Below are 25,855 nucleotides of genomic sequence, written 5' to 3' on the forward strand. Positions count from 1 at the left end.
GTGTGACAGGATTCCGACACCACGCCACCGAAGCCGAGGACGGTCCACGATGACTGGCTCGATCCAGCAGATCCACAGCCCCGCCGACGAGCCTGTCGACCAGGCGATTCTCGAGGGCCGGGCGGCGAGCGTCGCTCACCTGTTCCGTGATCGGGTGTCGGCCTCGCCGGACCGCACGGCCTTCATGCACGCCGTCGTGTCCGAGTCCGGGGACGAGTGGGTGAACGTCTCGTGGCGCGAGCTCGACGAGGTCGTCCGCGAGCTGGGCGCCGGCCTCGTCGCCCTCGGCGTCGAGCCCGAGGACCGGGTGGCCATCGCGTCCGGGACCCGCTACGAGTGGGCCGTTGCCGACCTCGCCATCATGGTCGCCGGGGCCGCGACGACGACGATCTACCCGACGACGATGGCCGACGACGTCGCCTTCATCCTCAGCGACTCCGCCGCCAAGGTCGTCTTCGCCGAGAACGCCGAGCAGCTCGCGAAGCTGCGGTCCATCCGCGCCCAGACGCCCGCGGTGACCCGCGTCGTGCTCCTCGAGGGCAACCCGGACCCCGACGACTGGACCCTGACCCTCGACGAGCTGCGCGCGCTCGGCCGTGAGTACCTCGCCGGCGACCCGCAGGCCATCGACGTGCGGATCGACCACATCCGCGCCGACCAGCTCGCGACGATCATCTACACCTCGGGCACCACGGGACGTCCGAAGGGGGTGCGCCTGGCGCACAGCTGCTGGACCTACGAGAGCGCCGCGGTCGAGGCCATCGACATCCTCACCGAGGACGACATCCAGTACCTGTGGCTGCCGCTCGCCCACGTCTTCGGGAAGGTCCTGCTCACCCTGCCGCTCCAGATGGGCTTCGCGACGGCGATCGACGGGCGGATCGACAAGATCGTCGACAACCTCGCCGTCGTCCGGCCGACGTTCATGGGCGCGGCGCCGCGCATCTTCGAGAAGGCCTACGCCCGGGTGTCGATGATGATGGAGGCCGAGGGTGGCCTCAAGCACACGCTGTTCACGGCCGCGAGCGCCACCGGGCGCGAGGTGAGCGAGATGCGCGAGCGCGGCGAGAGCCCCAGCGGGCTGCTCGCGGTCAAGCACGCGGTCCTCGACAAGCTCGTCGGGAGCAAGATCCGCGAGCGGTTCGGCGGGAACATCCGGTTCTTCATCTCCGGGTCGGCCGCGCTCAACCAGGACGTCGCGCGCTGGTTCGACGGGATGGGCATGCTCATCGCCGAGGGCTACGGCATGACCGAGACGAGCGCCGCGTCCTTCGTCAACCGGCTCAAGGCCTACCGCTACGGGTCCGTCGGGTGGCCGCTGCCGGGCACCGAGGTGCGGATCGCCGACGACGGCGAGGTGCTCCTGCGTGGCCCCGGCAACATGGAGGGGTACCACAACAACCCCGAGGCGACGGCCGAGACGATCGACGACGAGGGCTGGCTGCACACCGGTGACATCGGCGAGGTCGACGACCGCGGCTTCCTGCGGATCACCGACCGCAAGAAGGACCTGTTCAAGACCAGCGGCGGCAAGTACGTGGCGCCGTCGATCATCGAGTCGAAGTTCAAGGGCCTGTGCCCGTACGCGAGCCAGCTCGTCGTGCACGGCGCCGACCGTAACTTCGTGTCGGCGCTCATCACCCTCGACCCCGACGCGATCGCCGGCTGGGCGGCGCAGAACGGGATGGAGGGCAAGTCCTACACCGAGATCGTCACGTCGGATGCATGCCGGCAGATGGTCCAGGGCTACGTGGACCAGCTGAACGCCGGGCTGAACCGGTGGGAGACGATCAAGAAGTTCACGATCCTCGAGCACGACCTGACGGTCGAGCAGGGCGAGCTGACCCCGAGCCTGAAGCTCAAGCGCAAGGTCGTCGCCGACAAGTACCGCGACGTCCTGGACGCGCACTACTCCGGCTGACCGCCCTCTCCCCACGTTTCATGCCGGCGTCCGCGTGACACCCCGTTCCGGCGGGGTGTCACGCGGACCGGAGCATGAGATGTCGGGGTGCTGCTGGGGCTCGGTGTGGCAGGTCAGGCCGGGTCGGTGACGAGCGGGACGAACCGGTAGCGGCCGTGCTCGGTCACCTCGGCGTCCCGGGGGTCGTCCCGCGGCGGGAGGCCGCGGACCACCCGCCGCATCCGCCCGGCCACCGGGACGACGAGCACACCGCCGGGGCGCAGCTGGGCCACGAGGTCCAGCGGCAGCCGGGACGCCATGGCCGAGACGAGGATGCGGTCGAACGGCGCGTCGTCCGGCGCACCGAGCACACCGGGTGCGGCCGTGCGCACCGACGCCCAGGGCAGGCCCGCATCCGCGACGTTGCTCGCCCCGTCGGCCACGAGCGTCGGCACCCGCTCGAGACCGAGGACCGAGCCCTCCGGGCCGACGAGGGTGGCGAGCAGGGCCGTCGTCCACCCCGACCCGGAGCCGACGTCGAGGCACCGCTGCCCCGGGTGCACGTCGAGGAGCTCGAGCATGGCCCGGACGGTGCGTGGCTGACTGTTGGTCTGGCCGAAGCCGATCGAGAGCGGCCCGTCGTAGTAGGCCTTGGCGCGCATGGCCTCCGGGAGGAAGCGCTCGCGGGGCTGCGCGGCGAACGCCGCGTCGAGGTCCCGGGCCGTGGCCATCGCGGTCAGCCGTCCAGGTCCGCCAGCGCGCTGGACACGGCCCGGTGGAACGTCGGGTAGGCCAGGACCTGCTCGCGCAGGACCATGGTGGGAACGCGGGCGTGGACGGCCGTCGCCAGCATCGAGAGGACCTCGCCGCCGGCAGGCCCGACGGACGTCGCGCCGACGAGGTGCCCGGCGGCCCGGTCCTCGACGACCTTGATGACGCCGTCGCCGCCGGGGCCGTGGATCCAGCCGCGTGAGCTGGACCCCAGGGGCGTCGAGCCGGTGCGCACGTCGACGCCGGCGTCGCGGGCCTGCTCTTCGGTCAGCCCCACGGCGCCGACCTCGGGGTCGGTGTAGGTGACCCGCGGCACGGCGTGGTAGCTGGCCCACGGGCCGTCGGCGCCGGTGAGGTCGCGCACGGCGATGCCCGCCTGGTACATCGACATGTGGGTGAAGGCGCCCTCGCCGGTGATGTCGCCGATGGCCCACAGCTTCTCGCCGGCCCGCATCCGCTCGTCGGTCTCGACCGTCCGGGCCGCCGGGTCCAGGCCCACGGTGTCGAGCCCGATGTCGGACAGGTTGGGGCGCCGCCCGGCGGCGACGAGGAGGCGGTCGGCGTCGAGCGTGATGTCGGTGCCCTCGGCGTCGGTCACCGACACGGCGAAGCGACCGTCGGCGTGCTCGACGGCGCCGACCGTCGCCCCGACGAGGACCTGGATGCCGTCGGTGGCGAAGGACCGGGCGACGACCTCGGAGGCCTCCGGTTCCTCGAGGGCGAGGAGCCGCGGGGCCATCTCGACGACGCTCACCCGGCTCCCGAAGCGGGCGAACGCCTGGGCGAGCTCGGCCCCGATCGCGCCGCCGCCCATGACGACGAGCGAGGCGGGGGCCGTCGTGGCCTGCATCGCCTCCCGGTTGGTCCAGAACGGGGTGTCGGCGAGCCCGTCGACCGGGGGAGCGGCCGGCGCCGTCCCGGTGTTGAGAACGACCCCGACGCTCGCGACGTACCGGGTGCCGCCGACCTCGACGACGCCCGGGCCGACGAGCCGGCCGTGCCCCCGCACGAACCGGACCCCGGCCTTCTCGAGGCGCTCGACGGCCACCGTGTCGTCCCAGTCGTCGGTGGCCTCGTCCCGGATCCGGCGGGCGACGACGTCGAACGCCGGGCTCGCCTCGGCGGTGCCGGCGAGGCCGTCGACGCGCCGGGTCTCGGCGAGCGAGTTGGCCGCCCGGATCATCATCTTGCTCGGCACGCACCCGTAGTACGGGCACTCGCCGCCGACGAGGCGTTCGTCGATGCCGACGACGCGCATCCCGGCGCCGGCCGCCTCGGTCGCGACGGACTCACCGCCCGGGCCGAGGCCGAGGACGACGAGGTCTACCTGCTGGGTGTCCGTCATGCCTCCACCCAAGCACCGTCCGGGGCCGGCCGACACCCCGCGGCCCCGACCTCCCATCCCCGCGTCCGGCGACACGCCGTGCGCAGCCGACGAACACCGGACGCCGGCATGAGACGTGGGGGAGGAGGTGAGCGGTTTGGGACACGTCCCGACCCCACCTACCCTGGGGGGATGCCCGGTCAGTCCGTCTTCCCCGCCCTCGAGCCGCTGCTCGAGCAGGTGAGCAAGCCCATCCAGTACGTCGGGGGCGAGCTGAACTCGACGGTCAAGCCCTGGGACCTCGCCGGGGACCACACCGTCCGCTGGTCCCTCATGTACCCCGACGCCTACGAGGTGGGGGTGCCGAACCAGGGCGTCATGATCCTGTACGAAGTGCTCAACGAGCGCGACGACGCCCTCGCCGAGCGCACCTACGCGGTGTGGCCCGACCTCGAGGCGCTGATGCGCGAGCACGGCGTGCCGCAGTTCACCGTCGACGCGCACCGGCCGGTCGGTGACTTCGACGTCCTCGGCCTCTCGTTCTCGACCGAGCTCGGGTACACGAACATGCTGACCGCGCTCGACCTCGCGGGCATCCCGCTGCACGCGGCCGACCGCGACGACAGCCACCCGGTCGTCGTCGCCGGGGGGCACGCCGCGTTCAACCCCGAGCCGGTCGCGGACTTCGTCGACTGCGCCGTCGTCGGCGACGGCGAGGAGGCCGTGCTCGCCATCACCGACATCATCGGGGACTGGAAGCGCGAGGGCCGCCCCGGTGGCCGCCACGAGCTGCTGCTGCGGCTGGCCCGCACCGGTGGGGTCTACGTGCCGCGCTTCTACGACGTCACCTACCTGCCCGACGGGCGCATCCAGCGCGTCGCGCCGAACACCGCGGGCGTGCCGTGGCGGGTCAGCAAGCACACCGTCATGGACCTCGACGCCTGGCCGTACCCGAAGCAGCCGCTCGTGCCGCTCGCCGAGTCCGTGCACGAGCGGATGTCGGTCGAGATCTTCCGGGGCTGCACCCGGGGCTGCCGCTTCTGCCAGGCCGGGATGATCACCCGGCCGGTCCGCGAGCGCTCCATCACCGGCATCGGCGAGATGGTCGAGCGCGGCCTGGCCGCCACCGGCTTCGAGGAGGTCGGCCTGCTGTCGCTCAGCTCGGCCGACCACTCCGAGATCGCCGACGTCACCAAGGGGCTCGCCGACCGGTACGAGGGCACCAACACGGGCCTGTCGCTGCCGTCGACGCGCGTCGACGCCTTCAACATCGACCTCGCGAACGAGCTGACCCGCAACGGCCGCCGCTCCGGGCTGACCTTCGCCCCCGAGGGCGGCTCCGAGCGCATCCGCAAGGTCATCAACAAGATGGTCAGCGAGGAGGACCTCATCCGCACGGTCTCCGCCGCGTACGGCGCGGGCTGGCGGCAGGTCAAGCTGTACTTCATGTGCGGGCTCCCGACCGAGACCGACGAGGACGTCCTCCAGATCGCCGAGCTCGCGAAGAAGGTCATCGAGACCGGCCGCGAGGTCAGCGGGCGCCGCGACATCCGGTGCACGGTGTCGATCGGCGGCTTCGTGCCCAAGCCGCACACCCCGTTCCAGTGGGCCGCCCAGCTGGGGGCCGAGGAGACCGACGCGCGGCTCGACAAGCTGCGACAGGCGATCCGGTCCGACCGGCGCTACGGGTCGTCCATCGGGTTCCGGTACCACGACGGCAAGCCGGGCATCGTCGAGGGCCTGCTCAGCCGCGGTGACCGGCGCGTCGGCCGGGTCATCGAGGCCGTCTGGCGCGATGGCGGGCGTTTCGACGGCTGGTCCGAGCACTTCTCGTACGAGCGGTGGATGGAGGCCGCCGGGCGGGTGCTGCCCGAGGTCGGCGTCGACGTCGCCTGGTACACCACCCGCGAGCGCGAGGAGGCCGAGGTCCTGCCGTGGGACCACATCGACTCCGGGCTCGACAAGGAGTGGCTGTGGCAGGACTGGCTGGACTCCCTCGACGAGACCGAGGTCGAGGACTGCCGCTGGACGCCGTGCTTCGACTGTGGGGTCTGCCCGCAGATGAACACCGAGATCGAGATCGGGCCCACCGGCAAGACGCTGCTGCCGCTCACCGTGCTCGGCGCGGGGCGCGAGCGGATGGCCGAGGCCGGCGCCGGTCACACGCACGCCTGACAGGATGATCGGCGTGGACGACCGGCCGCGCCCCGCCACGCAGATCACGCTGCGCTTCCTCGCCGCGCCCACCGACGCCGGGCACTCCGGCTCGGTCTCCGCAGGTCGGGTGCTCGAGTGGATCGACAAGGCCGGCTACGCCGCGGCCGCCGGGTGGAGCGGGACGTACTGCGTCACCGCCTACGTCGGCAACGTCCGGTTCACCCGGCCCGTCGAGGTGGGCGAGCTCGTCGAGGTCACGGCGACGGTGGTCCACACGGGGCGGACCTCGATGCACATCACCGTCGACGTCGCCTCGGGACAGCCCCGCACCCGCGCACTGGAACCTGCGACGCGCTGCCTCATCGTCTTCGTCGCGGTCGACGAGGACGGCCGCTCGACGCCGGTTCCGGACCTCGTCCCCGCGACGCTGGGGGAGGAGCTGCAGCAGCGCTGGGCGATGCGCCGGGCCGAGCTGCGGGCGGAGGTCGAGGCGGCGATGGCCCGCCAGGTGTACTCCGAGGAGGGCACGGCGCCGCGGGTGACGATGCGCTTCCTCGCCGCGCCGACCGACGTCAACTGGGGCGGCAAGGTGCACGGCGGGGTCGTGATGCGGTGGATCGACGAGGCCGCCCACGTCCTCGCGACCCGCTGGAGCGGCAACGCGAACAACGTCGCGATCTTCACCGGCGGCGTGCGCTTCTACCGGCCCCTGCGCATCGGCCACCTCGTCGAGGTCGAGGCCCGGCTGCTGCACACCGGCCGAACCTCGATGCACATCGGGGTCCACGTCCGCTCCGGCGACCCCGCCGAGGGCGCGGACGCCCTGGAGCTGACCACGTACTGCCGCACCGTGTTCGTCGGCATCGACGAGCGCCGGCGCGCGGTGCCGACCCCCACCTGGACCCCGATCAGCGACGAGGACCGAGCGCTCGACGCCCACGCCCTGGAGCTCGTCGCCATCCGCGACCGCTTCGGGGACTGACCGACGGGCGGCCGCGCGTCACGGCGCGTCGAGCACTCCCAGTGCGGACGACACCGAGTCGGCGGCGGCACGCATCGGGCGCAGGGCAGCCGTCATCTGCTCGGGGCCGAACCTCGCCACCGGGCCGGTGACCGAGAGCGCCGCGGCGAGCCCGCTCGGCCCCCAGATCGGCACCGAGACGGTGGCCACGTGCGCGAGGGTCTCCTCCGACGCCATGGCGTATCCGGTGGCCCCGGTGGCTCGGACCTCCTCGAGAAAGGTCTCGAGCGGCAGGGGGTGCGCCGGCTGCAGGTGCCGCGCGCGGCGGTCCGAGAGGAGATCACGCACCTCCGACTCGTCGAGCACCGAGAGCAGCACCCGGCTGGGGGCCCCACTCCACAGGGGCAGGGGGACGCCGACGTCGAACACGGCGCGCAGCCGTGAGCGTGACTCCACCTGGTCCACGTGCAGCAGTTCGTCGACGGCTCGGACCGAGAGGCCCACCGTCTCGTCCAGCTCGTCCCGCAGGGCCACCATGTGTGGGAGTGCGGCCGCACGGACGTCGAGGCGGCGCTGGTAGGCGGTGCCGAGGGCGAGCGTGCGCGGTCCGAGCCGGTAGAGCCGCGACGCCGGGTCGCGCTGGGCGAGGTCGACCTCGACGAGGTCGGCGAGCAGGCGCTGGACCGTGCTCTTCGGCAGGCCGATGCGACCGGCGAGGTCCCGGATTGAGGAGCCGTCGGCGTCCACCCGCAGGGCATCGAGGACCTGGACGGCGCGGCGCAGGGCCTCACTCATCGACGGCCTCTTGACGGGTGGTGCCGGTCCGTTCCATGATGTGTCCCGCGCAGCGACATTGATGTCCCATGCAGTGGGACACTACCCGACACGACCCAGGAGCACAACGTGGTGCGGAACCGAAAAGAGGGCGCCCCCGCGTCCATCCGGCAGATCGCGTCGGCGAGCCTCGTCGGCACCGTCGTCGAGTGGTACGACTTCTTCCTCTACGGGACCATGGCGGCGCTGGTCTTCAACGCCCAGTTCTTCCCCACGTTCGACCCGCTCGTCGGCACCCTCATCGCCTTCGCCACCTTCGCCGCCGGCTTCGTCACCCGGCCCATCGGCGCGATCGTCTTCGGCCACCTCGGCGACCGGGTCGGACGCAAGCCGATGCTCGTGGTGACGATGATGATCATGGGCGGCGCCACCTTCCTCATGGGGCTCCTGCCCAACTACGAGCAGATCGGGGTCGCCGCGCCGATCATGCTGCTCATCCTGCGCATGCTCCAGGGCATCGGCCTCGGCGGGGAGTGGGGAGGCGCCATCCTGCTGTGCGCCGAGCACGCCCCGCACGGGCGCCGCGGCTGGTACTCGAGCTGGCCGCAGCTCGGCGTCCCGCTCGGGCTGCTGCTGTCGGTCCTCGCCGTCAACGCCGTCGGGCTCCTCGGTGACGAGGCGCTCGCCTCCGGCGGCTGGCGGATCCCGTTCCTCGCGAGCATCGTCCTGGTCGGGCTCGGGCTCTTCATCCGGCTGCGAATCAGCGAGCCGCCCGCGTTCGCCAAGCTCCGGGAGACGGGCAACCGCTCGAAGATCCCCATGGTCGAGGTGCTCCGCCGGCACCCCGGGCAGGTCATCCGCGGGATGGGGGCTCGGATGAGCGAGAGCGTCACGTTCAACGTCTACAACGCCTTCCTCGTCACCTACACCGTCGAGGTCCTCATGCTCGACAAGAGCATCGTCCTCAACGCTCTTCTCGTCGCCTCGGTCGTCGGCTTCTTCGCGATCCTCGGGGCCGGGCGGCTCACCGACCGCGTCGGGCGCCGGCCGGTCTTCGCAGCCGGAGCGGCGCTCGCCCTTGTCTCGGCGGTCCCGATCTTCCTCATGGTCGACACCAGGAACCCGCTGCTCATCACGCTCGCCGTCGTCATCGGCTGGGGCATCGCCGCCTGCGGGATGTTCGGCGCCGAGGGCGTCCTGTTCGCCGAGCTGTTCCCCACCCGGGTGCGGTACAGCGGCATGTCGTTCGTCTACCAGATCGGAGTGCTCCCCAGCGGAGCGATCGCGCCCCTCGTCGCGACCTCGCTCATCGCGGGGTTCCACGGCTCGTGGACGGTGGCGCTGTACGTCATGGTCATGGCGGTCATCTCGCTCGTCGCCCTCGCCTTCATCGCCGAGACCAAGGACCGGGCCATCGACACCCCGGACCTCGAGCCCGGGCAGGCGACGCGGGCGGAGTCGGGCGTCCATGTCTGAGCCGCCCACCCCCGCGCCCCCGGAGAGAACCGTGACCGGCCAGCCCGACATCCTGCTCGTCCTCGTCGACGACATGGGCTTCTCCGACATCGGCTGCTTCGGCGGCGAGATCAGCACCCCGACCCTGGACCGGCTGGGCCGCGACGGCGTGCGGTTCACCCAGTTCTACAACTCGCCGCGGTGCAGCCCGTCGCGGGCCTCGCTACTCACCGGGCTGCACCCGCACCAGGTGGGCGTGGGCATCCTCAACTTCGACGACACCCCGGACGGTTATCCCGGGAACCTGTCCGAGGACTGCGTGACGGTCGCGGAGTGCCTGCGCGACGCCGGCTATGCGACCCACCTGAGCGGCAAGTGGCACCTGGCCTCGGACATGGAGACCCCGAACCCGGCCTGGCCGACCCGTCGCGGCTTCGACCACGTGTACGGCACCCTCGAGGGCGCAGGCAGCTTCTACAACCCCCGCACGCTGCACCGGGGCGAGGATGACATCGCCGCCGAGGCGGCCGCGTCCGGGTACTACTACACCGACGCCATCAGCGAGGAGGCCTGCGGGTTCGTCGACGAGCACGTCGCGCAGCGCGCCGACCAGCCTTTCTTCTGCTACCTCGCCTACACCGCCCCCCACTGGCCGCTGCACGCGCACGAGGACGACGTCGCCGCCTACCGCGGACGCTTCGACGCCGGATGGGACGAGCTGCGGCAGCACCGGCTGGGGCGGCTCGTCGACGAGGGCATCCTGCGCGCGGACTGGCCGCTCACCGACCGGGACCCGCGGGTCCCCGCCTGGGCCGATGCCGCCGACCACGAGTGGGAGGCCCGCCGGATGGAGGTGTACGCAGCGCAGGTGACAGCGATGGACCGCGGCCTGGGCCAGGTGCTCGACCGGCTCGAGGCGGCCGGGCGGCTCGAGAACACCATCGTCGTCTTCCTCTCCGACAACGGTGGCTGCGCCGAGGAGCTGGACCGCGCCTTCGTCGAGGCCTTCGTCCCCCTCGCCGACACGACCAAGGACGGACGGGAGGTCGTCGCCGGGAACGTGCCGGGCGTCATGCCCGGTGACGAGGCGACCTACGCCTCCTACGGGCGGGCGTGGGCCAACCTGTCGAACACTCCCTTCCGCGAGTACAAGCACTGGGTCCACGAAGGGGGGATCGCGACCCCGTTGCTCGTCCACTGGCCGGCCGGGGTGCAGGCGCCCGGACGCCTCGAGCACCAGCCCCTCCAGCTCGTCGACGTCCTGCCGAGCCTGCTCGAGGCCGCGGGCGCCCGGTACCCGCAGCAGCGCCAGGGGCGCCCGATCCCGCCCGCCGAGGGGCGGTCCTTCCTGCCGACGGTCCGCAGCGGCGAGCCGGTACCGGAGCGTCCGTTGTTCTGGGAGCACGAGGGCAACGCCGGGGTGCGCCAGGGACGGTGGAAGCTCGTCCGCAAGTGGGGCGGGCCGTGGGAGCTGTACGACATGGCCGTCGACCGCACCGAGCTGGACGACCGCGCGGGCGGCGACCCGGAGCGGGTGGCGGCCATGGCTGCCGAGTACGAGTCCTGGGCGGCGCGGTGTGGTGTCATCCCACGCCAGGTGGTCCTCGACCTGTACGCGCGTCGCGGGGCGGGCCTGCCGCCGGAGTGACCCCCGGCTCAGCCGTACAACGCGCCGACGACCTCACGGAACGCCGCGGTGTGCCGGTCGACGTCCTCGCGGGTCGTGTCGGGGCACATGAGCGCCATGTTGTGGAAGGGCGTCATGAGGATGCCGCGGTTGCACATCGCGAGGTGCATGTAGGCGTCGATGTCGTCGTCGTGCGCCGCGGCCGACTCCTCGCCGGAGCGCGGCGCGGGACGGACGAACCGGTACTCGGAGCGGGCGCCGAGCCGGCTCACCGACCACGGGACGTCGAGCTCGTCGAGGACGGCCTGCACCCCCGCGGTGAACGCCTCCGAGAGGTCGAGCATGTGCGTGAAGGCCTCCTCGGTGAGGACCTCCCCGAGGGTGGCCCGCATCGCCGCCGTCGAGAGCGCGTTGCCCGCCAGGGTGCCGCCGACCCCGCCGACGTCGATGATGTCGGCCTCCCCGGAGTCGGTGTGCCGTGTCACCGCCGCGGCGACCTCCTCGGAGATCCCGTAGGCGCCGCAGGGGATGCCGCCCCCGATCGACTTGCCGATGACGAACACGTCCGGCTCGAGCCCCCAGGCCCGGGTCGCCCCGCCCCACCCGGCGGAGAACGTGTGGGTCTCGTCGATCATGAGCAGCGCGCCGTACCGGGTCGCGAGCTCGCGCAGGCCGTCGAGGAAACCGGGCTCGGGCAGGACGATGCCGATGTTCGTCAGAGCCGGCTCGGTGAGGATCGCGGCCACGTCGCCGTGCGCGAGCTCGCGCTCGACCGAGGCGAGGTCGTTCCACGTCGCGGCCCGGGTCGTGAGGTCCAGCGGCACGGGGGGCGCGACGTTGCCCGGTCGGCTCTGGGCCTTGCCGTCGGGGCCGGGCAGCGCGAAGGCCTCGTCGACCGAGCCGTGGTAGCAGTAGCCGAAGACGAGCACCTTCGGCTTGCCGGTGGCGAGCCGCGCCAGCCGGATGGCCCACCGGTTCGCGTCGGTGGCCGTCAGCGTGAAGCTCCACAGCGGCATCCCGAAGCGGCGGGTCAGCTCCTCGCCGACCCACTGCGCGTCCTCGCTCGGGAGCATCGTCGTGACCCCGCCGAGCTCACCCATCCGGCGGACGACCGCTGCGGTCGTCGCCGCGGGGGAGTGGCCGGCCATCGCCCCGGTGTCGCCGAGGGCGAAGTCGATGTAGGTCTGCCCGTCCACATCGGTGATCTGGTTGCCGTGCGCCCGGTCCAGGTACAGCGGGAAGCCGCCGCTCCACTTGTTCATCCAGGTCATCGGGACCCGGCCGAAGAGGTTGGTGCCGGCCGCGAACAGGTGCTGGCTGCGCGGGTGGAGGGAGGTGTACGTCTCCTGCTCGGCGGCGAGGAGCCGCGCGAGGCGGGCGCGGTCGGTGTCGGTCATGCGCGCAGCCTAGTGCGACGGATGCCGTCCCCTCCACGAACCACTGCCACTCGATCCGTGGTCCCGATGCAGCCGGGGCGCTCGATCCGTGGCCGGGGGACAAAGGCCCCGCCCGGCCGCGACCCGCTGATTCGGCCGCGGGGTGCCCGTCCTCCTACGCTGGCGCCATGGCCCGTCAGCGCACCCCCGAGGGACCCCCGCCGCCCCCCGCGGTGCAGAAGCTGCGGATCCGGTACGCCAAGCGCGGCCGGCTCCGGTTCTCCTCGACCCGGGACTTCTCGCGGGCGCTCGAGCGGGCGCTGCGCCGGGCCGGGGTGCCGATGGCGTTCTCCGCCGGGTTCCACCCGCACCCGCTCATCTCCTACGCCAACGCCGCACCCACGGGCACGGCGAGCGAGGCGGAGTACTTCGAGATCCGGGTCACCGAGCGGGTCGACCCCGACGCGGTGCGGGAGGCCCTGGACGAGGCGCTGCCCGAGGGCCTCGACGTCGTCGACGTCGTCGAGGCCGGGCCGGGGTCACTCGCCGACCGGCTCGAGGCCAGTGAGTGGCACATCGTGATGCGCGGGGCCGACCCCGACGAGGTGCGCAGCGCCGTCGCCGGCTACCTCGCCACCGAGCGGGCCGAGACGACGCGGACGTTCAAGAGCGGGCCCCGCACGTTCGACACGCGCGAAGCCGTGTGTGAGATGGCGGTGTCCGGGGTCGACGCCGACGGGTATGCGATACTGCGGATGGTCGTACGGCACACCACACCGTCCGTACGCCCCGATGACATCCTGACCGCACTGCACGCAGTCACAGGCTTCACGACGCCGGTCCCGCCCCTGGTGACCCGGCTCGCACAGGGCCCACTGCTGGATGCAGGTGCCGGGGTGGCCGATCCGTTGGCCGCCGACCGGGAGGCCGTCGGCCCCGGAAGGTGACGCGCCGCCCGCGCGAGCCGCTCCGAGGCAGCAGCTGACTTCCGTGTGGGTCACCGCCCACACGATCCGATCGCACCGCGGTCGACGTGGACCCGCCCCAGGCGGAGCCGGTGTGGACGCCGACGCGCGGCTGCCGAAAGGGGCCGACATGGCTTCCGAGAACGACACGCCCACCGCTGAGGCCACCGCCCCCGCCACGTTGCCGATGGACGGCTCGCCCGCCGACGGTGACGACTCCGGCGGTGCGGCTCCGCGCAAGCGGGCGACCCGCAAGCGGGCGACGAAGAAGGCGGCAGCCCCTGCGGTCGACGCCCCTGCCGACGGCCCTGCCGACGCCGCCGACGCGGCCCCCGCGAAGAAGGCCGGTCGCAGCCGGAAGAAGGCCGCGGCCCCCGTGGACGCTGCCGAGGCGCCGGCCGAGGCCGTCGCCGCGGAGGACAAGCCCGCGAAGAAGACCACCCGCCGGAAGAAGGCGGCCGCCGCCGACGTCGCACCCGAGGCCCCGGCCGAGGAGCCCGCCGACGCCGAGGCCGAGGAGGAGGGGCAGTCCGCCCCCGCCCCCGCCGCCGCGGCCGGTCCGGGCCTCGGCCTCCTGTTCCAGGCACCCGAGCCGGTCGCCGTGCCGCGTCGGCGCCGGGCGACCTCGCCCGCGGGCGCGCCCGTCGACCCCCCGGCCGGGCAGGCCACGGAGCGGACCGAGCGCGCCGAGCGTGACGAGCGCACCGAGCGCACTGACGACGAGGCCCCCGCCGCCACCGACGCCCCCTCGCGCGGGGCCGGCCCCGAGGACGACGGCGACTCCGCGGACGGCGAGGGCGGCTCGCGTCGCCGTCGCCGGGGTGGCCGCGGCCGCCGCGGCCGGGGCAAGGGCGAGGACGACTCCGAGACCACCGACACCGCCGACGACAAGCCCGCCTCCGGTCGCGAGCGAGGCCGTCGCCGGTCGGGCAAGGACTCCACCGACACCGGGCCGGATGCCGACCAGGACTCCGGCTCCGACGACTCCGACGACGAGTCGCCGTCCAGCCGTCGTCGCCGCCGCCGTCGCCGCGGGTCCTCCGGTGGCGACAGCGACGACCCGCCCGGCACCGTCACCCGGGTGCGGACGCCGCGCGCCGAGCGGGACGAGCCGACCGCCGTCAAGGGGTCGACCCGGCTCGAGGCCAAGAAGCAGCGTCGCCGCGAGGGGCGCGAGGCCGGCCGTCGCCGCACGATCATCACCGAGGCCGAGTTCCTGGCCCGCCGTGAGAGCGTCGAGCGCACGATGGTCGTGCGCGCGCGTGACGGCCGCACCCAGATCGGGGTCCTCGAGGACAACGTCCTCGTCGAGCACTACGTCTCGCGCGAGACGACGGCGTCGATGGCCGGCAACGTCTACCTCGGCCGGGTTCAGAACGTCCTGCCGTCGATGGAGGCCGCGTTCGTCGACATCGGCAAGGGACGCAACGCCGTCCTCTACGCCGGTGAGGTCAACTGGGACGCCGCGGGCCTCGAGGTCAACCAGGCCAAGCGCATCGAGAACGCGCTGTCCTCCGGCGACACCGTGCTCGTCCAGGTCACCAAGGACCCGATCGGCCACAAGGGTGCCCGCCTCACCTCGCAGATCTCGCTGCCCGGGCGGTACGTCGTGTACGTGCCCGAGGGCTCGATGACCGGCATCTCGCGCAAGCTGCCCGACACCGAGCGGGCCCGGCTCAAGGCGATCCTCAAGGAGGTCGTCCCCGAGGGCGCGGGCGTCATCGTCCGCACCGCCGCCGAGGGCGCCTCCGAGGCCGAGCTCACCGCCGACGTCGAGCGACTCACCAAGCAGTGGGAGCGCATCCAGAAGAAGGCGGAGTCGGCGAAGCAGAAGAAGTCCGGCAGCGGCGGCGCCCCGGCGCTGCTCCACGGCGAGCCCGACCTCACGATCCGCGTCATCCGCGACGTCTTCACCGAGGACTTCGCCTCGCTCGTCGTCTCGGGTGAGAAGGCGTGGTCGGAGGTCAGCGAGTACGTCGAGGACGTGGCGCCGGACCTCGCGAAGCGGGTCACCCGCTGGACGTCCGAGGACGACGTCTTCGCCGCGCACCGCATCGACGAGCAGATCGCCAAGGCGATGGACCGCAAGGTGTGGCTGCCCTCGGGTGGCTCGCTCGTCATCGACCGCACCGAGGCGATGACCGTCGTCGACGTCAACACCGGCAAGTTCGTCGGCTCCGGGGGCAACCTCGAGGAGACGGTGACGAAGAACAACCTCGAGGCCGCCGAGGAGATCGTGCGCCAGCTCCGGCTGCGCGACATCGGCGGCATCATCGTCATCGACTTCATCGACATGGTCCTGGAGTCCAACCGCGACCTCGTCGTGCGGCGCCTGCTCGAGTGCCTCGGCCGGGACCGCACCAAGCACCAGGTCGCCGAGGTCACCTCGCTCGGGCTCGTCCAGATGACCCGCAAGCGGGTCGGGTCGGGCCTCATCGAGGTGTTCTCCGAGCCGTGCGAGCACTGCAACGGCAGCGGCATCGTCGTCCACACCGAGCCGATCGAGCGCGGCAACGGATCGGGCGACTCCGGGTCGAGCCGGTCCGGCCGCGGCCGCCGCGGCGGCCAGGGCACCCCGTCCGCCCCGGCGGCCGAGGTCCCGGAGCACAAGCCCAACGGCCCGACCGCGGCGCAGATCGCCGCGGCGGCGCACGCGGCGGCGCTCAAGCACACCGAGCAGTCCGAGGTCGCCGACCAGGTGGCGGCCGACGTCGCCGACCAGGTGGCGGCCGACGTGGCCGCCGCGGACCCCTCCGCCGCGGCCGGCGAGCCCGCACCTGCGGAGACCGCACCTGCGGAGACCGCACCTGCGGAGACCGCCCCGGCGCAGGCCGAGCCCGAGCGGCAGCCCGAGCCGGCGCAGGTCGAGGCGACCCCGCAGGCCGAGGCCGAGGCCGAGCCGGTCCGCGAGCAGGCCGTGCCGGAGCCCGAGCGGCAGCCCGAGCCCCAGCCCGAGCCGGTGCCGGCCGCCCGTTCGCGTCGCCGGCGCGGCCGGGTCGTCGCGCCCGCGGGGCCGCCGCCGGCTGCAGCGACCGGCGCCCCGGACAGCGAGGCCGGCTGACCCGTCGGCGAGGCCGGGGCGGTGATTTGGAGCACCGCCCCGCCCGCCGGTACACTTGTGAGTCGGTGCGCCCACCGCGTCGGTGTCCCGTGGTCCACGGGGTAGCAACTGACCGGTCACGAGCGAGCGCGCCCGAACAGGAAGTGAGTACGAACGTGTACGCGATTGTGCGCGCAGGTGGTCGCCAGGAGAAGGTCTCCGTGGGCGACGTCCTGCTCATCGACAAGATCGGCCAGGCCGGCGACGAGATCAAGCTCCAGCCGCTCCTCGTCGTCGACGGCGGCTCGGTCACGAGCGACGCCTCGAAGCTCGCGAAGGTCACGGTCACCGCCGAGGTCGTCAAGGCCGCCAAGGGTCCGAAGATCACGATCCTCAAGTACAAGAACAAGACCGGCTACCGGAAGCGCCAGGGCCACCGCCAGCCGCTCACCCAGATCAAGATCACGGCGATCGACGCCTGAGCCCACGCTCGGACCTCACGGACAAGGACTACAGACATGGCACACAAGAAGGGTGCGTCCTCGACCCGCAACGGTCGTGACAGCAACGCCCAGTACCTCGGCGTCAAGCGCTACGGCGGCCAGGTCGTCAAGGCCGGCGAGATCATCGTCCGCCAGCGCGGCACGCACTTCCACCCCGGCGACGGCGTCGGCCGTGGCGGCGACGACACGCTGTTCGCGCTCGTCGCGGGCGCCGTGACCTTCGGCTCCAAGCGCGGCCGCAAGACCGTGAACATCCTGCCGGTGGAGACCGCCGCGCAGTGACGCGTCGCCGGGCACCACGCCCGGCACCACGCACCACATCGTGAGGGGCGGGCCGCGATCGGCCCGCCCCTCACGTATTCGCACCCCGCCGTCCCCGACTTCTCATGCTGGCGTCGCTCGACACGCCGGCTCCCCGGCCCGACACGCCGACAGCAGCATGAGAAGTGGGGACGGCTCGAGTCAGGAGACACCCCATGGCGACCTTCGTCGACCGCGTCGTCCTCCACGTGACGGCCGGGAACGGCGGGCACGGGGTGGCCTCGGTCAAGCGTGAGAAGTTCAAGCCGCTCGGCGGTCCGGACGGGGGCAACGGAGGGCGCGGCGGCTCGGTCGTCCTCGCCGTCGACACCCAGGCGACGACGCTGCTGGACTACCACCACAGCCCGCACCGCAAGGCCGACAACGGCAAGCCCGGCGCCGGCGACGAGCGCAACGGCGCCGACGGTGGCGACCTCGTGCTGCCGGTCCCGGAGGGCACCGTCGTCAAGGACGGCAACGGGGACGTCCTCGCCGACCTCGTCGGGGCCGGGACGACGTTCGTGCTCGCCCGCGGCGGGCGCGGTGGCCTCGGCAACAAGGCCCTCGCGAGCCCGCGCCGCAAGGCCCCCGGGTTCGCCCTGCTCGGCGAGCCGGGGGAGTCCCTCGACGTCGTCCTCGAGCTGAAGTCCCTCGCCGACGTCGCGCTCATCGGCTTCCCGTCGGCCGGCAAGTCCTCGCTCGTCTCGGTCGTCTCGGCGGCCAAGCCCAAGATCGCCGACTACCCGTTCACGACGCTCGTGCCCAACCTCGGGGTCGTCACCGCCGGCAACGCCCGGTACACCATCGCCGACGTCCCCGGCCTCATCCCGGGGGCCAGCGAGGGCAAGGGTCTCGGCCTGGAGTTCCTGCGCCACGTCGAGCGCTGCTCCGTGCTCGTCCACGTCGTCGACTGCGCGACCCTCGAGCCGGGGCGGGACCCCCTGACCGACCTCGAGGTCATCGAGTCCGAGCTCGCGGCGTACGTGACCGACGACAGCCTCGGCGGCCGCCCGCTCTCGGAGCGCACCCGGGTCGTCGTCCTCAACAAGGCCGACGTCCCCGAGGCGCGCGAGCTGGCCGAGATGGTCCGCCCGATGCTCGAGGAGCGCGGGCTCGAGGTGCACATCGTCTCCGCCGTCGCGCACATCGGGCTCAAGGAGCTGACCTTCGCACTCGCCCGCCACGTCGAGCAGGCGCGGGCCGAGCTCGAGGCCCAGGTCGTCGAGAAGCCCCGCGTCGTGCTGCGCCCCGTCGCGGTCGACGACAGCGGCTTCCACGTGCGCCGCGAGTCGACCCCCGACGGCGAGCTGTTCCGCGTCATCGGCGAGCGCCCCACCCGGTGGGTCCGCCAGACCGACTTCACCAACGACGAGGCCGTCGGCTACCTCGCCGACCGGCTCGGCCGTCTCGGCGTCGAGGAGGCGCTGTACAAGGCCGGTGCCGTCGCCGGGTCCACCGTGCTCGTCGGCCCCGAGGACAACGCGGTCGTCTTCGACTGGGAGCCGACGATGAGCAGCGGCGCCGAGCTGCTGACGGGCCCGCGCGGCACCGACCTGCGCTTCGAGGACTCCGGTCGCAAGACCCGCGGGGAGAAGCGCGAGCAGTTCCACGCCCGCAAGGACGCCCAGACCGCTGCCCGCGAGGAGCTGGCCGCCGAGCGCCGCGCCGGCCGCTGGTCGAAGCCGGACGACGAGGACTGACGATGCCCGGGGTCGCCGACCAGCTGCGCCGCCGCGTGGGCGGGGCCCAGCGTCTCGTCGTCAAGATCGGGTCCTCGTCGCTGACGAGCGCCGACGGCGGGCACCTCGACCTCGAGGCGCTGACCGCGCTCGTCGACGTCCTCGCGGCACGCCGGGCGGCGGGCCGGCAGGTCGTGCTCGTGTCCTCGGGGGCGATCGCCGCCGGGCTCGGCCCGCTCGGGCTCGCGTCCCGGCCCACCGACCTCGCGACGCAGCAGGCCGCGGCGAGCGTCGGGCAGGGCGCGCTCGTCGCCGCGTACCAGGCGGCGTTCTCCCGGCACGGGCTCACCGTCGGCCAGGTGCTGCTCACCGCCGACGACACGACCCGCCGCAGCCACTACACGAACGCCCGGCGCACCCTCGAGCGGCTCCTGGAGCTCGGCATCGTCCCGATCGTCAACGAGAACGACACGGTGGCGACCCAGGAGATCCGGTTCGGCGACAACGACCGGCTCGCGGCCCTGGTCACCGACCTCGTCGGGGCCGACGGGCTCGTCCTCCTCACCGACGTCGACGCCGTGCACGACCGGCCGCCGTCGCAGGGCGAGTCACGCCGGGTGCCCTTCGTCGCCACGACCGACGACCTCGCCTCGGTGACGATCAGCGGGACGGGGTCCTCGGTCGGCAGCGGGGGCATGGTCACGAAGGTGGAGGCGGCGGGCATCGCCGGTGCCGCCGGGATCCCCACCCTGCTCACCCGGCTGCCCGACGTCGACGCGGCGCTCGCCGGCGAGGACGTCGGCACCGTGTTCGCCCCCGCGGCCGCGCCCCGGACCTCGCGCAAGCGCTGGCTCGCGCACGCGACGACGGCCCGGGGGCGGCTCGTCCTCGACGACGGCGCCGTCGCGGCGGTCACCCAGCGCCGCACGTCGCTGCTGCCCGCCGGCGTCACCGCGGTCACCGGCTCCTTCGCGGCCGGGGAGGCCGTCGACCTGTGCGCCCCGGACGGCGCGGTCATCGCGCGTGGGCTCGTCAACTACGCCTCGGCCGAGCTGCCGCGCCTGCTCGGGCGGTCGACCCGCGACCTCGCCCGCGAGCTCGGTCCGTCGTACGAGCGGGAGGTCGTCCACCGCGACGACCTCGTCGTCCTCTGACGCCCTCGGCTTTCTCGGGTCACCCGATAACGCCGCGCTTCCCCCCGGAAGTCTTCCGGGGTGAAGCGGGGGTTTCTCGGGTCACCCGATAACGCCGCGTCCGGCTGGGGCGGCAGGCGCCCCGCGCGGACCCTGGTGACCGGTCGGTCAGCGGATTCGCTCGACCTCGAACTGCATCCGTGGCTCGGCGATGGCGTCCTGGCTCTGCACGAGCTGCAGCTCGCGCCGCCCGGAGTCCAGCGTGCGCTGCAGCAGGTCGAACACGCTCGAGACCGTCCTGCCCAGCGCGACCCCGGCGTCGCCGGTGTCGAGCAGGTGCGCCGTGAAGAGCGCCGCCGTGACGTCGCCGGACCCGTTGGCCTTGAGCGGCAGGTGCGGGGTGCGCACGATCCACGCCCCGTCACCGTCGACCGCGAGCATCTCGATGGTGCCCTCGGGCCGGTCCGGGCGCAGCACGCTCGTCACGAGGACCGTCGACGGCCCCAGCGCGCGCGCCGCGTCGACGGACGCCAGCGTGGACTCGAGGTCGCCGGGCTCGGTCTCGGTGAGGAACCCGAGCTCGAACTGGTTCGGGGTGATGAGGTCGGCCTGCGGGACGACCCGCTCGCGGAGCAGCACGGGGATGGCCGGGTGCACGAAGCACCCCGACGACGCGTTGCCCATCACCGGGTCACACGCGTAGATCGCCGCCGGGTTGGCCGCCTTGGTGCGGGCGACCGCGTCGAGGATGACCTCCCCGATCTGCTCGCCGCCCTGGTAGCCGGACAGCACCGCGTCCACCTCGCCGAGGGCCTCGCGGTCCTGGACACCCGAGACGACCTCGCGGACGTCCTCGGGGGCCATGAGCGGGCCGCGCCAGGCGCCGTAGCCGGTGTGGTTGGAGAAGTGGACCGTGTGCACCGGCCACACCTCGACGCCGAGCCGCTGCAGCGGGAAGACCGCGGCCGAGTTGCCGACGTGCCCGTACGCGACGGAGGACTGGATGGAGAGGATCGTCGTCACCGCCCCATCCTGTCACCGTCCCGACGCCCGGGAGGAGGCGCCGCCACCCGCCCGCCCGCGCCTACCCTGGAGCCATGTCCGAGCGCACCACCGGGGTCGACCCCGCCGACGTCGCACAGGTCCGGGCCGTCGCCACCGCCGCCCGCACCGCGTCCCGCCGCCTCGCCCTGCTCTCGCGCGCCGAGAAGGACGCCGCCCTGCACGCCCTCGCCGACGCCATCGACGCCGCCACCGACGACATCGTCGCGGCGAACGAGGCCGACCTCGCGCGCGGCCGCGAGCAGGGGATGAGCGAGAGCCTCCAGGACCGGCTGCGCCTCGACCCGCCCCGGGTCGCCGCCGTCGCCCAGGCGCTGCGCGACATCGCCGCGCTGCCCGACCCGGTCGGTGAGGTGGTCCGCGGCTCCACCCTCGCCAACGGCCTCCAGATCCGCCAGGTCCGGGTGCCGATGGGCGTCGTCGGGATGATCTACGAGGCCCGCCCCAACGTCACCGTCGACGCCGCCGGCCTGGGCCTGAAGTCCGGCAACGCCGTCATCCTGCGCGGGGGCAGCGCCGCCGCCGACACCAACCGGGCCACTGTCGCCGTCCTCCGTCGGGCCCTCGACGCGCACGGCCTCCCGGCGGACGCCGTCAGCCTGCTCGAGGGCGGGCACGGCGTCGTCCGCGCCCTCATGACGGCCCGCGGCCAGGTCGACCTCCTCATCCCGCGCGGGGGAGCGGACCTCATCGAGGCCGTCGTCACCGGCTCCACCGTGCCCGTCATCGAGACCGGGGTCGGCAACTGCCACGTGTACGTCGACGCCCGCGCCGACCTCGACGCCGCGCTGGCCATCACCGTCAACGCCAAGACGCACCGGCCGAGCGTCTGCAACGCCGCCGAGTCGCTGCTCGTGCACCGGGGCGTCGCCGACGCCTTCCTGCCCAAGGCGCTCGCGGCCCTCCACGCCGAGGGGGTGCTCCTGCACACCGACGCCGCGGCGGGGGCCCGGGCCGCCGCTGCCGGGGTGCCCCACGACGACGCCACGGACGAGCACTTCGCCACCGAGTTCCACGGCCTCGAGATGTCGGTCGGGGTGGTCGAGGACCTCGACGCCGCGCTCGAGCACATCCGCCGCTACGGGTCGGGGCACACCGAGGCCATCGTCACCGAGGACCGCGCGGCCGCCCGCCGCTTCACCGCCGAGGTCGACGCCGCGGCCGTCATGGTCAACGCCAGCACGCGGTTCACCGACGGGGGCGAGTTCGGGTTCGGCGCCGAGATCGGCATCTCGACCCAGAAGCTGCACGCCCGGGGCCCGATGGCCCTGCCCGAGCTGACGACGACGAAGTGGGTCGTCGAGGGCGACGGTCAGACCCGGGTCTGACCCGCCACCCGCCGGGGCTCGTCGCCGGCATGCTCCGGCGGCGCCGTGCGGACGGGGACCACGTGCGGCCGGGTCGGTGTTCGATCGTCGCCGGCCGCCGCCTCGAGGCTGTCGTGCGCCACGTAGTAGGTGGGGCGGGCCTGCAGCGCCGTGTACGTGCGCCCGACGTACTCGCCGAGGATGCCGAGCGCCAGCAGCTGGACGGCGCCGACGGCCGAGACGATGACGACCGTCGAGGTCCAGCCGGGGAGGGTGTTGCCGAGCAGCATCGCGGCGAGCGCGTAGAGCAGCACGAGGACGGCCGAGACCCCGCCGGCCAGGCCGAGCCAGGTCGCGAACCGCAGGGGGGCGATCGAGAAGCCGGTGACGCCGTCGATCGAGAGGCGGAGCATCTTCGCCAGGGGGTACTTCGACTCGCCGGCCGCCCGCGCCTCCCGGCGGTAGCCGACCGACGCGCTGGGGAAGCCGAGCGCCGGGACGACGAGACGCAGCACGCGGTTGTGCTCGGGGAGGGCGTTGACGGCCTCGACGGTGGCGCGGGACATGAGCCGGAAGTCCCCGGCGTCCACGTGCGCGTCGACGTCGGACAGGGCCCGGATGGACCGGTAGAAGGCCCGGGCGGAGACGCGCTTGAACCGGGTGTCGCTGGAGCGGTCCTCGCGGACGCCGTAGACGACGTCGACGCCCTCGCGGCGCGCGGCGTCGAGCATCGTCGCGATGGTCTCGGGCGGGTCCTGCAGGTCGGCGTCGATCGTCACGACGTAGCGCCCGCGGGCCCGGACGAGGCCGGCGGAGATGGCGGCCTGGTGCCCGGCGTTGGCCCGCAGCCGGACGACGCGCACGGCGTCCCACTCACGGCGCAGCCGCTGGAGGAGCACCGGGGTGGCGTCGGTGGAGCCGTCGTCGACGCACAGCACCTCGTACGTCACGCCCCAGGCCTCGGCCAGCGGGCGCAGCCGCTCGACGAACAGGGGGATGACGTCCTGCTCGTTGTACATCGGGACGACGACCGTCAGCTCGATCTCGGACATGGCTCCAGGGTAGGTGCGCAGGCTGTGCCCGACCCAGGTTTCGCCGTGGATGCGCTGAGAGAGCGGCGCCGGCCGACCGGCCCGGCGGAGGGCCCCCGAGTATGAGATTCGGGGGCCCTCACCGGCGGCACGGCCGCCGGCTGTCGCGAGCCGGTCGGTCCCTGCGGCGAGCCGCACAAGGTCTGCCACGCGACGGTGGCGCCGCCCCGGAGGGTCGGACTTCGACTCGAGCCGTCGGCCGCAGCACCCGCGCCGTCGCGCGCGTCATGCACCCCCCGAAGGACGCGCATGGCCCCTGAACCGGTGACCCGAGACAGAGGACGTCGTGCCGTTATCCGAACGACCCACCCCCTGGACCGAGCAGTACCGGATGTTCTCACCGTCCGGGCCTGCCCTGAGCAGTGGGCATGGGGACTGTTCTAGTGCTCCTCGAGGGGCGGTGCAAGCGGTTCGGAAGAAGATTCCCGGGTTGTCTCGGGCCTCGGCGTGTCGTCCACAACCCCGGGTGCTCGGATGGGTCTCCGTGCACAGGCCTGTGGACGAAATCGGTGGACAACCGGGGCGCTAGGCTGGCCCCCATGTCGACGTTCGCCGCCCTGGCCGCCGCCGAGGAAGCCACCCACACCGAGCTGCCCATCCCCGCCTGGCTCATCGGGCTCATCGCGCTCCTCGTGTTCGTGCTCCTCCTCGGGGTCACCTGGTCCTTCCGTGGGACCCACAACCGGTACGCACCGCCCTCCGGGCACGGTGAGACCCCCGGCGCCCCCGCTGCCGGTGACGGGGCGCACTGGCCCGAGCACCCGGGCCAGCACTGAGCGGCTCCCGCGTGCGGCTCGGGGTGATGGGCGGCACGTTCGACCCCATCCATCACGGGCACCTCGTCGCCGCCTCCGAGGTGCAGGCACTGCTCGGCCTCGACGAGGTCGTGTTCGTGCCCACCGGGCGGCCCTGGCAGAAGGACGAGCGGGAGGTCGCGCCGGCCGAGCATCGCTACCTCATGACCGTCGTCGCCACCGCGTCCAACCCGAGCTTCACCGTCTCGCGGGTCGACATCGACCGCGACGGCCCGACGTACACCGTCGACACCCTGCGGGACCTGCGGGCCCAGCGCCCGGACGCCGAGCTGTTCTTCATCACCGGTGCCGATGCCCTCGCCCAGATCCTGTCGTGGAAGGATGCTGACGAGCTGTGGGAGCTCGCGCACTTCGTCGGGGTCACCCGTCCGGGGTACACCCTCTCCGAGCTCGGGCTGCCGTCGGACCGCATCACCCTCCAGGAGGTGCCTGCGATGGCCATCTCCTCCACCGACTGCCGTGAGCGGGTCCGGGCCGGCGAGCCGGTCTGGTACCTCGTCCCCGACGGGGTCGTCCAGTACATCTCCAAGTACCGCCTCTACCGAGGAGCACCGTGACCGCCACCGACCGATCGCTCGAGCTCGCGCGCGCCGCCGCCGCGGCCGCCGCCGAGAAGCTCGCCACCACCATCACCGGCATCGACGTGTCCGACCAGCTCGCGCTGACCGACGTGTTCGTCATCGTCTCCGCCGAGTCCGAACGTCAGGTCGGCTCGATCGTCGACGAGGTCGAGGACGTCCTGCGCGCGATGGGCTCCAAGCCGATCCGCCGGGAGGGCCAGCGCGACGGGCGCTGGGTCCTCATCGACTTCTCGGACATCGTCGTGCACGTCCAGCACGACGAGGAGCGTGACTTCTACGAGCTCGAGCGGCTGTGGAAGGACTGCCCCGCCATCGACCTCGGGGTGGTCGGCACCGAGCAGGGCGGCCGGTGACGGACCCGCTCCGGTCCGCTCCTCGACGGGTCGTCGTGCTCCGGCACGGCGAGACGACACACAACGCCTCGGGCGTCTGGCAGGGCCAGCTCGACAGCCCGCTGTCCGAGCGGGGCGAGGAGCAGGCGCGCGCCGCCGGGGTCGCCGTCGCCGCGCTGCACCCCACCCGCGTCGTCAGCTCGGACCTGGTGCGGGCCCGGCTCACCGGCGAGAGCGTCGCCGCCGCCGCCGGCGTGCCGATCACCCTGGACCCCCGTTTCCGCGAGATCCACGCGGGCGCGTGGCAGGGCCTGACGAACGTGCAGATCGGCGAGCGCTGGCCGCAGGAGCGCGCCGCGGTGCTCCGGGGTGAGGACATCCCGCGCGGCGGGGACGGGGAGTCGATGGCCGACGTCCGGGCCCGGGTCGCGGAGGCGCTCGAGGAGCACCTGGCGGGGCTCGACGCGGGGGAGTGTCTCGTCGTGTCCACGCACGGCGCGGCGGGGCGGGCCGCCGTCGGGTGGTTGCTCGGGCTGGATCAGACGGTGGCGTGGCGGGTGCTCGGTGCGCTCGGCAACTGTCACTGGGGCGAGCTCGTCGAGGGGCGCGAAGGCTGGCGGCTGGCCACCTGGAACGCCTCGTCCGGGGTGCCGTCGCGCGGCGAGTACACCCCTCCGTGAGGCCGATTTGGGGGAGCGGTGG

The 25,855-nt window shown here is 73.2% G+C and carries 22 protein-coding genes; 16 read left to right on the forward strand and 6 right to left on the reverse strand.

Annotated features, from left to right (window positions below; genetic code table 11):
- Positions 1 to 49 precede the first annotated feature (49 nt).
- Complete coding sequence (locus Q0963_RS02375) at positions 50 to 1,921, forward strand: long-chain fatty acid--CoA ligase (RefSeq protein WP_299441914.1); 1,872 nt, start codon at positions 50 to 52, stop codon at positions 1,919 to 1,921.
- 113 nt (positions 1,922 to 2,034) lie between these two features.
- On the opposite strand, the gene Q0963_RS02380 is transcribed toward Q0963_RS02375, so the two are convergent.
- Together Q0963_RS02380 and Q0963_RS02385 are read right to left on the reverse strand one after the other, a co-directional pair.
- Positions 2,035 to 2,631, reverse strand: coding sequence for a protein-L-isoaspartate O-methyltransferase (locus tag Q0963_RS02380; RefSeq protein ID WP_299441917.1), 597 nt, complete (start codon positions 2,629 to 2,631; stop codon positions 2,035 to 2,037).
- Positions 2,632 to 2,636: 5 nt separating this feature from the next.
- Positions 2,637 to 4,016 carry an NAD(P)/FAD-dependent oxidoreductase gene (locus tag Q0963_RS02385; protein WP_299441920.1) on the reverse strand — a complete coding sequence of 460 codons (1,380 nt, stop codon included), beginning with the start codon at positions 4,014 to 4,016 and terminating at the stop codon, positions 2,637 to 2,639.
- Between the two features lie 171 nt (positions 4,017 to 4,187).
- Between Q0963_RS02385 and Q0963_RS02390 the strand changes: the two genes are divergently transcribed.
- On the forward strand, positions 4,188 to 6,170 hold the full coding sequence (locus Q0963_RS02390) for a TIGR03960 family B12-binding radical SAM protein (RefSeq protein ID WP_299441923.1): 1,983 nt from the start codon (positions 4,188 to 4,190) through the stop codon (positions 6,168 to 6,170).
- 13 nt (positions 6,171 to 6,183) lie between these two features.
- Positions 6,184 to 7,134, forward strand: a complete 951-nt coding sequence (locus tag Q0963_RS02395) for an acyl-CoA thioesterase (protein WP_299441926.1) — start codon at positions 6,184 to 6,186, stop codon at positions 7,132 to 7,134.
- 18 nt (positions 7,135 to 7,152) lie between these two features.
- On the opposite strand, the gene Q0963_RS02400 is transcribed toward Q0963_RS02395, so the two are convergent.
- Positions 7,153 to 7,908 (reverse strand): IclR family transcriptional regulator, encoded by a 756-nt coding sequence (locus Q0963_RS02400; RefSeq protein WP_299441929.1) that lies wholly within the window; start codon positions 7,906 to 7,908, stop codon positions 7,153 to 7,155.
- A gap of 108 nt (positions 7,909 to 8,016) precedes the next feature.
- Here Q0963_RS02400 and Q0963_RS02405 point away from each other — a divergent pair, with 108 nt between their 5' ends.
- On the forward strand, positions 8,017 to 9,363 hold the full coding sequence (locus Q0963_RS02405; protein ID WP_299441932.1) for an MFS transporter: 1,347 nt from the start codon (positions 8,017 to 8,019) through the stop codon (positions 9,361 to 9,363).
- A gap of 31 nt (positions 9,364 to 9,394) precedes the next feature.
- The gene (locus Q0963_RS02410; RefSeq protein WP_299441935.1) at positions 9,395 to 10,990 is read left to right on the forward strand and encodes an arylsulfatase; all 1,596 of its coding nucleotides are present in this window, start codon (positions 9,395 to 9,397) and stop codon (positions 10,988 to 10,990) included.
- A gap of 8 nt (positions 10,991 to 10,998) precedes the next feature.
- On the opposite strand, the gene Q0963_RS02415 is transcribed toward Q0963_RS02410, so the two are convergent.
- The gene (locus tag Q0963_RS02415; protein WP_299441938.1) at positions 10,999 to 12,366 is read right to left on the reverse strand and encodes a transaminase; all 1,368 of its coding nucleotides are present in this window, start codon (positions 12,364 to 12,366) and stop codon (positions 10,999 to 11,001) included.
- 167 nt (positions 12,367 to 12,533) lie between these two features.
- On the opposite strand from Q0963_RS02415, the gene Q0963_RS02420 reads away from it, so the two are divergent.
- From Q0963_RS02420 to proB, 6 genes are all read left to right on the forward strand, one after another.
- Positions 12,534 to 13,292, forward strand: a complete 759-nt coding sequence (locus Q0963_RS02420; protein WP_299441941.1) for a TIGR03936 family radical SAM-associated protein — start codon at positions 12,534 to 12,536, stop codon at positions 13,290 to 13,292.
- A 148-nt stretch (positions 13,293 to 13,440) separates the two neighbouring features.
- Entirely contained in the window at positions 13,441 to 16,371 is a 2,931-nt protein-coding gene (locus tag Q0963_RS02425) for an Rne/Rng family ribonuclease (RefSeq protein ID WP_299441944.1), read from the forward strand.
- A 155-nt stretch (positions 16,372 to 16,526) separates the two neighbouring features.
- Positions 16,527 to 16,832, forward strand: a complete 306-nt coding sequence (gene rplU / locus Q0963_RS02430; protein ID WP_299441947.1) for a 50S ribosomal protein L21 — start codon at positions 16,527 to 16,529, stop codon at positions 16,830 to 16,832.
- A 36-nt stretch (positions 16,833 to 16,868) separates the two neighbouring features.
- Positions 16,869 to 17,135, forward strand: a complete 267-nt coding sequence (rpmA, locus tag Q0963_RS02435) for a 50S ribosomal protein L27 (protein WP_299441950.1) — start codon at positions 16,869 to 16,871, stop codon at positions 17,133 to 17,135.
- A gap of 194 nt (positions 17,136 to 17,329) precedes the next feature.
- Positions 17,330 to 18,853, forward strand: coding sequence for a GTPase ObgE (gene obgE / locus Q0963_RS02440; protein ID WP_299441953.1), 1,524 nt, complete (start codon positions 17,330 to 17,332; stop codon positions 18,851 to 18,853).
- 2 nt (positions 18,854 to 18,855) lie between these two features.
- Positions 18,856 to 19,986, forward strand: coding sequence for a glutamate 5-kinase (gene proB / locus Q0963_RS02445; RefSeq protein WP_299441956.1), 1,131 nt, complete (start codon positions 18,856 to 18,858; stop codon positions 19,984 to 19,986).
- A gap of 147 nt (positions 19,987 to 20,133) precedes the next feature.
- Here the strand turns inward: proB and pdxY are convergent, their stop codons facing one another.
- The gene (pdxY, locus tag Q0963_RS02450) at positions 20,134 to 20,988 is read right to left on the reverse strand and encodes a pyridoxal kinase PdxY (RefSeq protein WP_299441959.1); all 855 of its coding nucleotides are present in this window, start codon (positions 20,986 to 20,988) and stop codon (positions 20,134 to 20,136) included.
- A 74-nt stretch (positions 20,989 to 21,062) separates the two neighbouring features.
- Between pdxY and Q0963_RS02455 the strand changes: the two genes are divergently transcribed.
- Complete coding sequence (locus Q0963_RS02455) at positions 21,063 to 22,355, forward strand: glutamate-5-semialdehyde dehydrogenase (RefSeq protein WP_299441962.1); 1,293 nt, start codon at positions 21,063 to 21,065, stop codon at positions 22,353 to 22,355.
- On the opposite strand, the gene Q0963_RS02460 is transcribed toward Q0963_RS02455, so the two are convergent.
- Positions 22,340 to 23,386, reverse strand: coding sequence for a glycosyltransferase family 2 protein (locus Q0963_RS02460; RefSeq protein WP_299441965.1), 1,047 nt, complete (start codon positions 23,384 to 23,386; stop codon positions 22,340 to 22,342). The genes Q0963_RS02455 and Q0963_RS02460 overlap by 16 nt on opposite strands.
- A gap of 578 nt (positions 23,387 to 23,964) precedes the next feature.
- Between Q0963_RS02460 and Q0963_RS02465 the strand changes: the two genes are divergently transcribed.
- The 4 genes from Q0963_RS02465 to Q0963_RS02480 are packed head-to-tail and all read left to right on the forward strand — an operon-like array spanning position 23,965 to position 25,833.
- Positions 23,965 to 24,201, forward strand: coding sequence for a hypothetical protein (locus tag Q0963_RS02465; protein WP_299441968.1), 237 nt, complete (start codon positions 23,965 to 23,967; stop codon positions 24,199 to 24,201).
- 11 nt (positions 24,202 to 24,212) lie between these two features.
- Positions 24,213 to 24,797 (forward strand): nicotinate-nucleotide adenylyltransferase, encoded by a 585-nt coding sequence (gene nadD / locus Q0963_RS02470; protein ID WP_299441971.1) that lies wholly within the window; start codon positions 24,213 to 24,215, stop codon positions 24,795 to 24,797.
- Entirely contained in the window at positions 24,794 to 25,174 is a 381-nt protein-coding gene (gene rsfS, locus Q0963_RS02475) for a ribosome silencing factor (protein ID WP_299441974.1), read from the forward strand. The genes nadD and rsfS overlap by 4 nt, the downstream gene beginning before the upstream one ends.
- Positions 25,171 to 25,833 carry a histidine phosphatase family protein gene (locus tag Q0963_RS02480; RefSeq protein WP_299441977.1) on the forward strand — a complete coding sequence of 221 codons (663 nt, stop codon included), beginning with the start codon at positions 25,171 to 25,173 and terminating at the stop codon, positions 25,831 to 25,833. The genes rsfS and Q0963_RS02480 overlap by 4 nt, the downstream gene beginning before the upstream one ends.
- Positions 25,834 to 25,855: the final 22 nt, after the last annotated feature.

The sequence above is a fragment of the uncultured Phycicoccus sp. genome (genome assembly GCF_947495705.1).
GTDB lineage: Bacteria > Actinomycetota > Actinomycetes > Actinomycetales > Dermatophilaceae > Phycicoccus.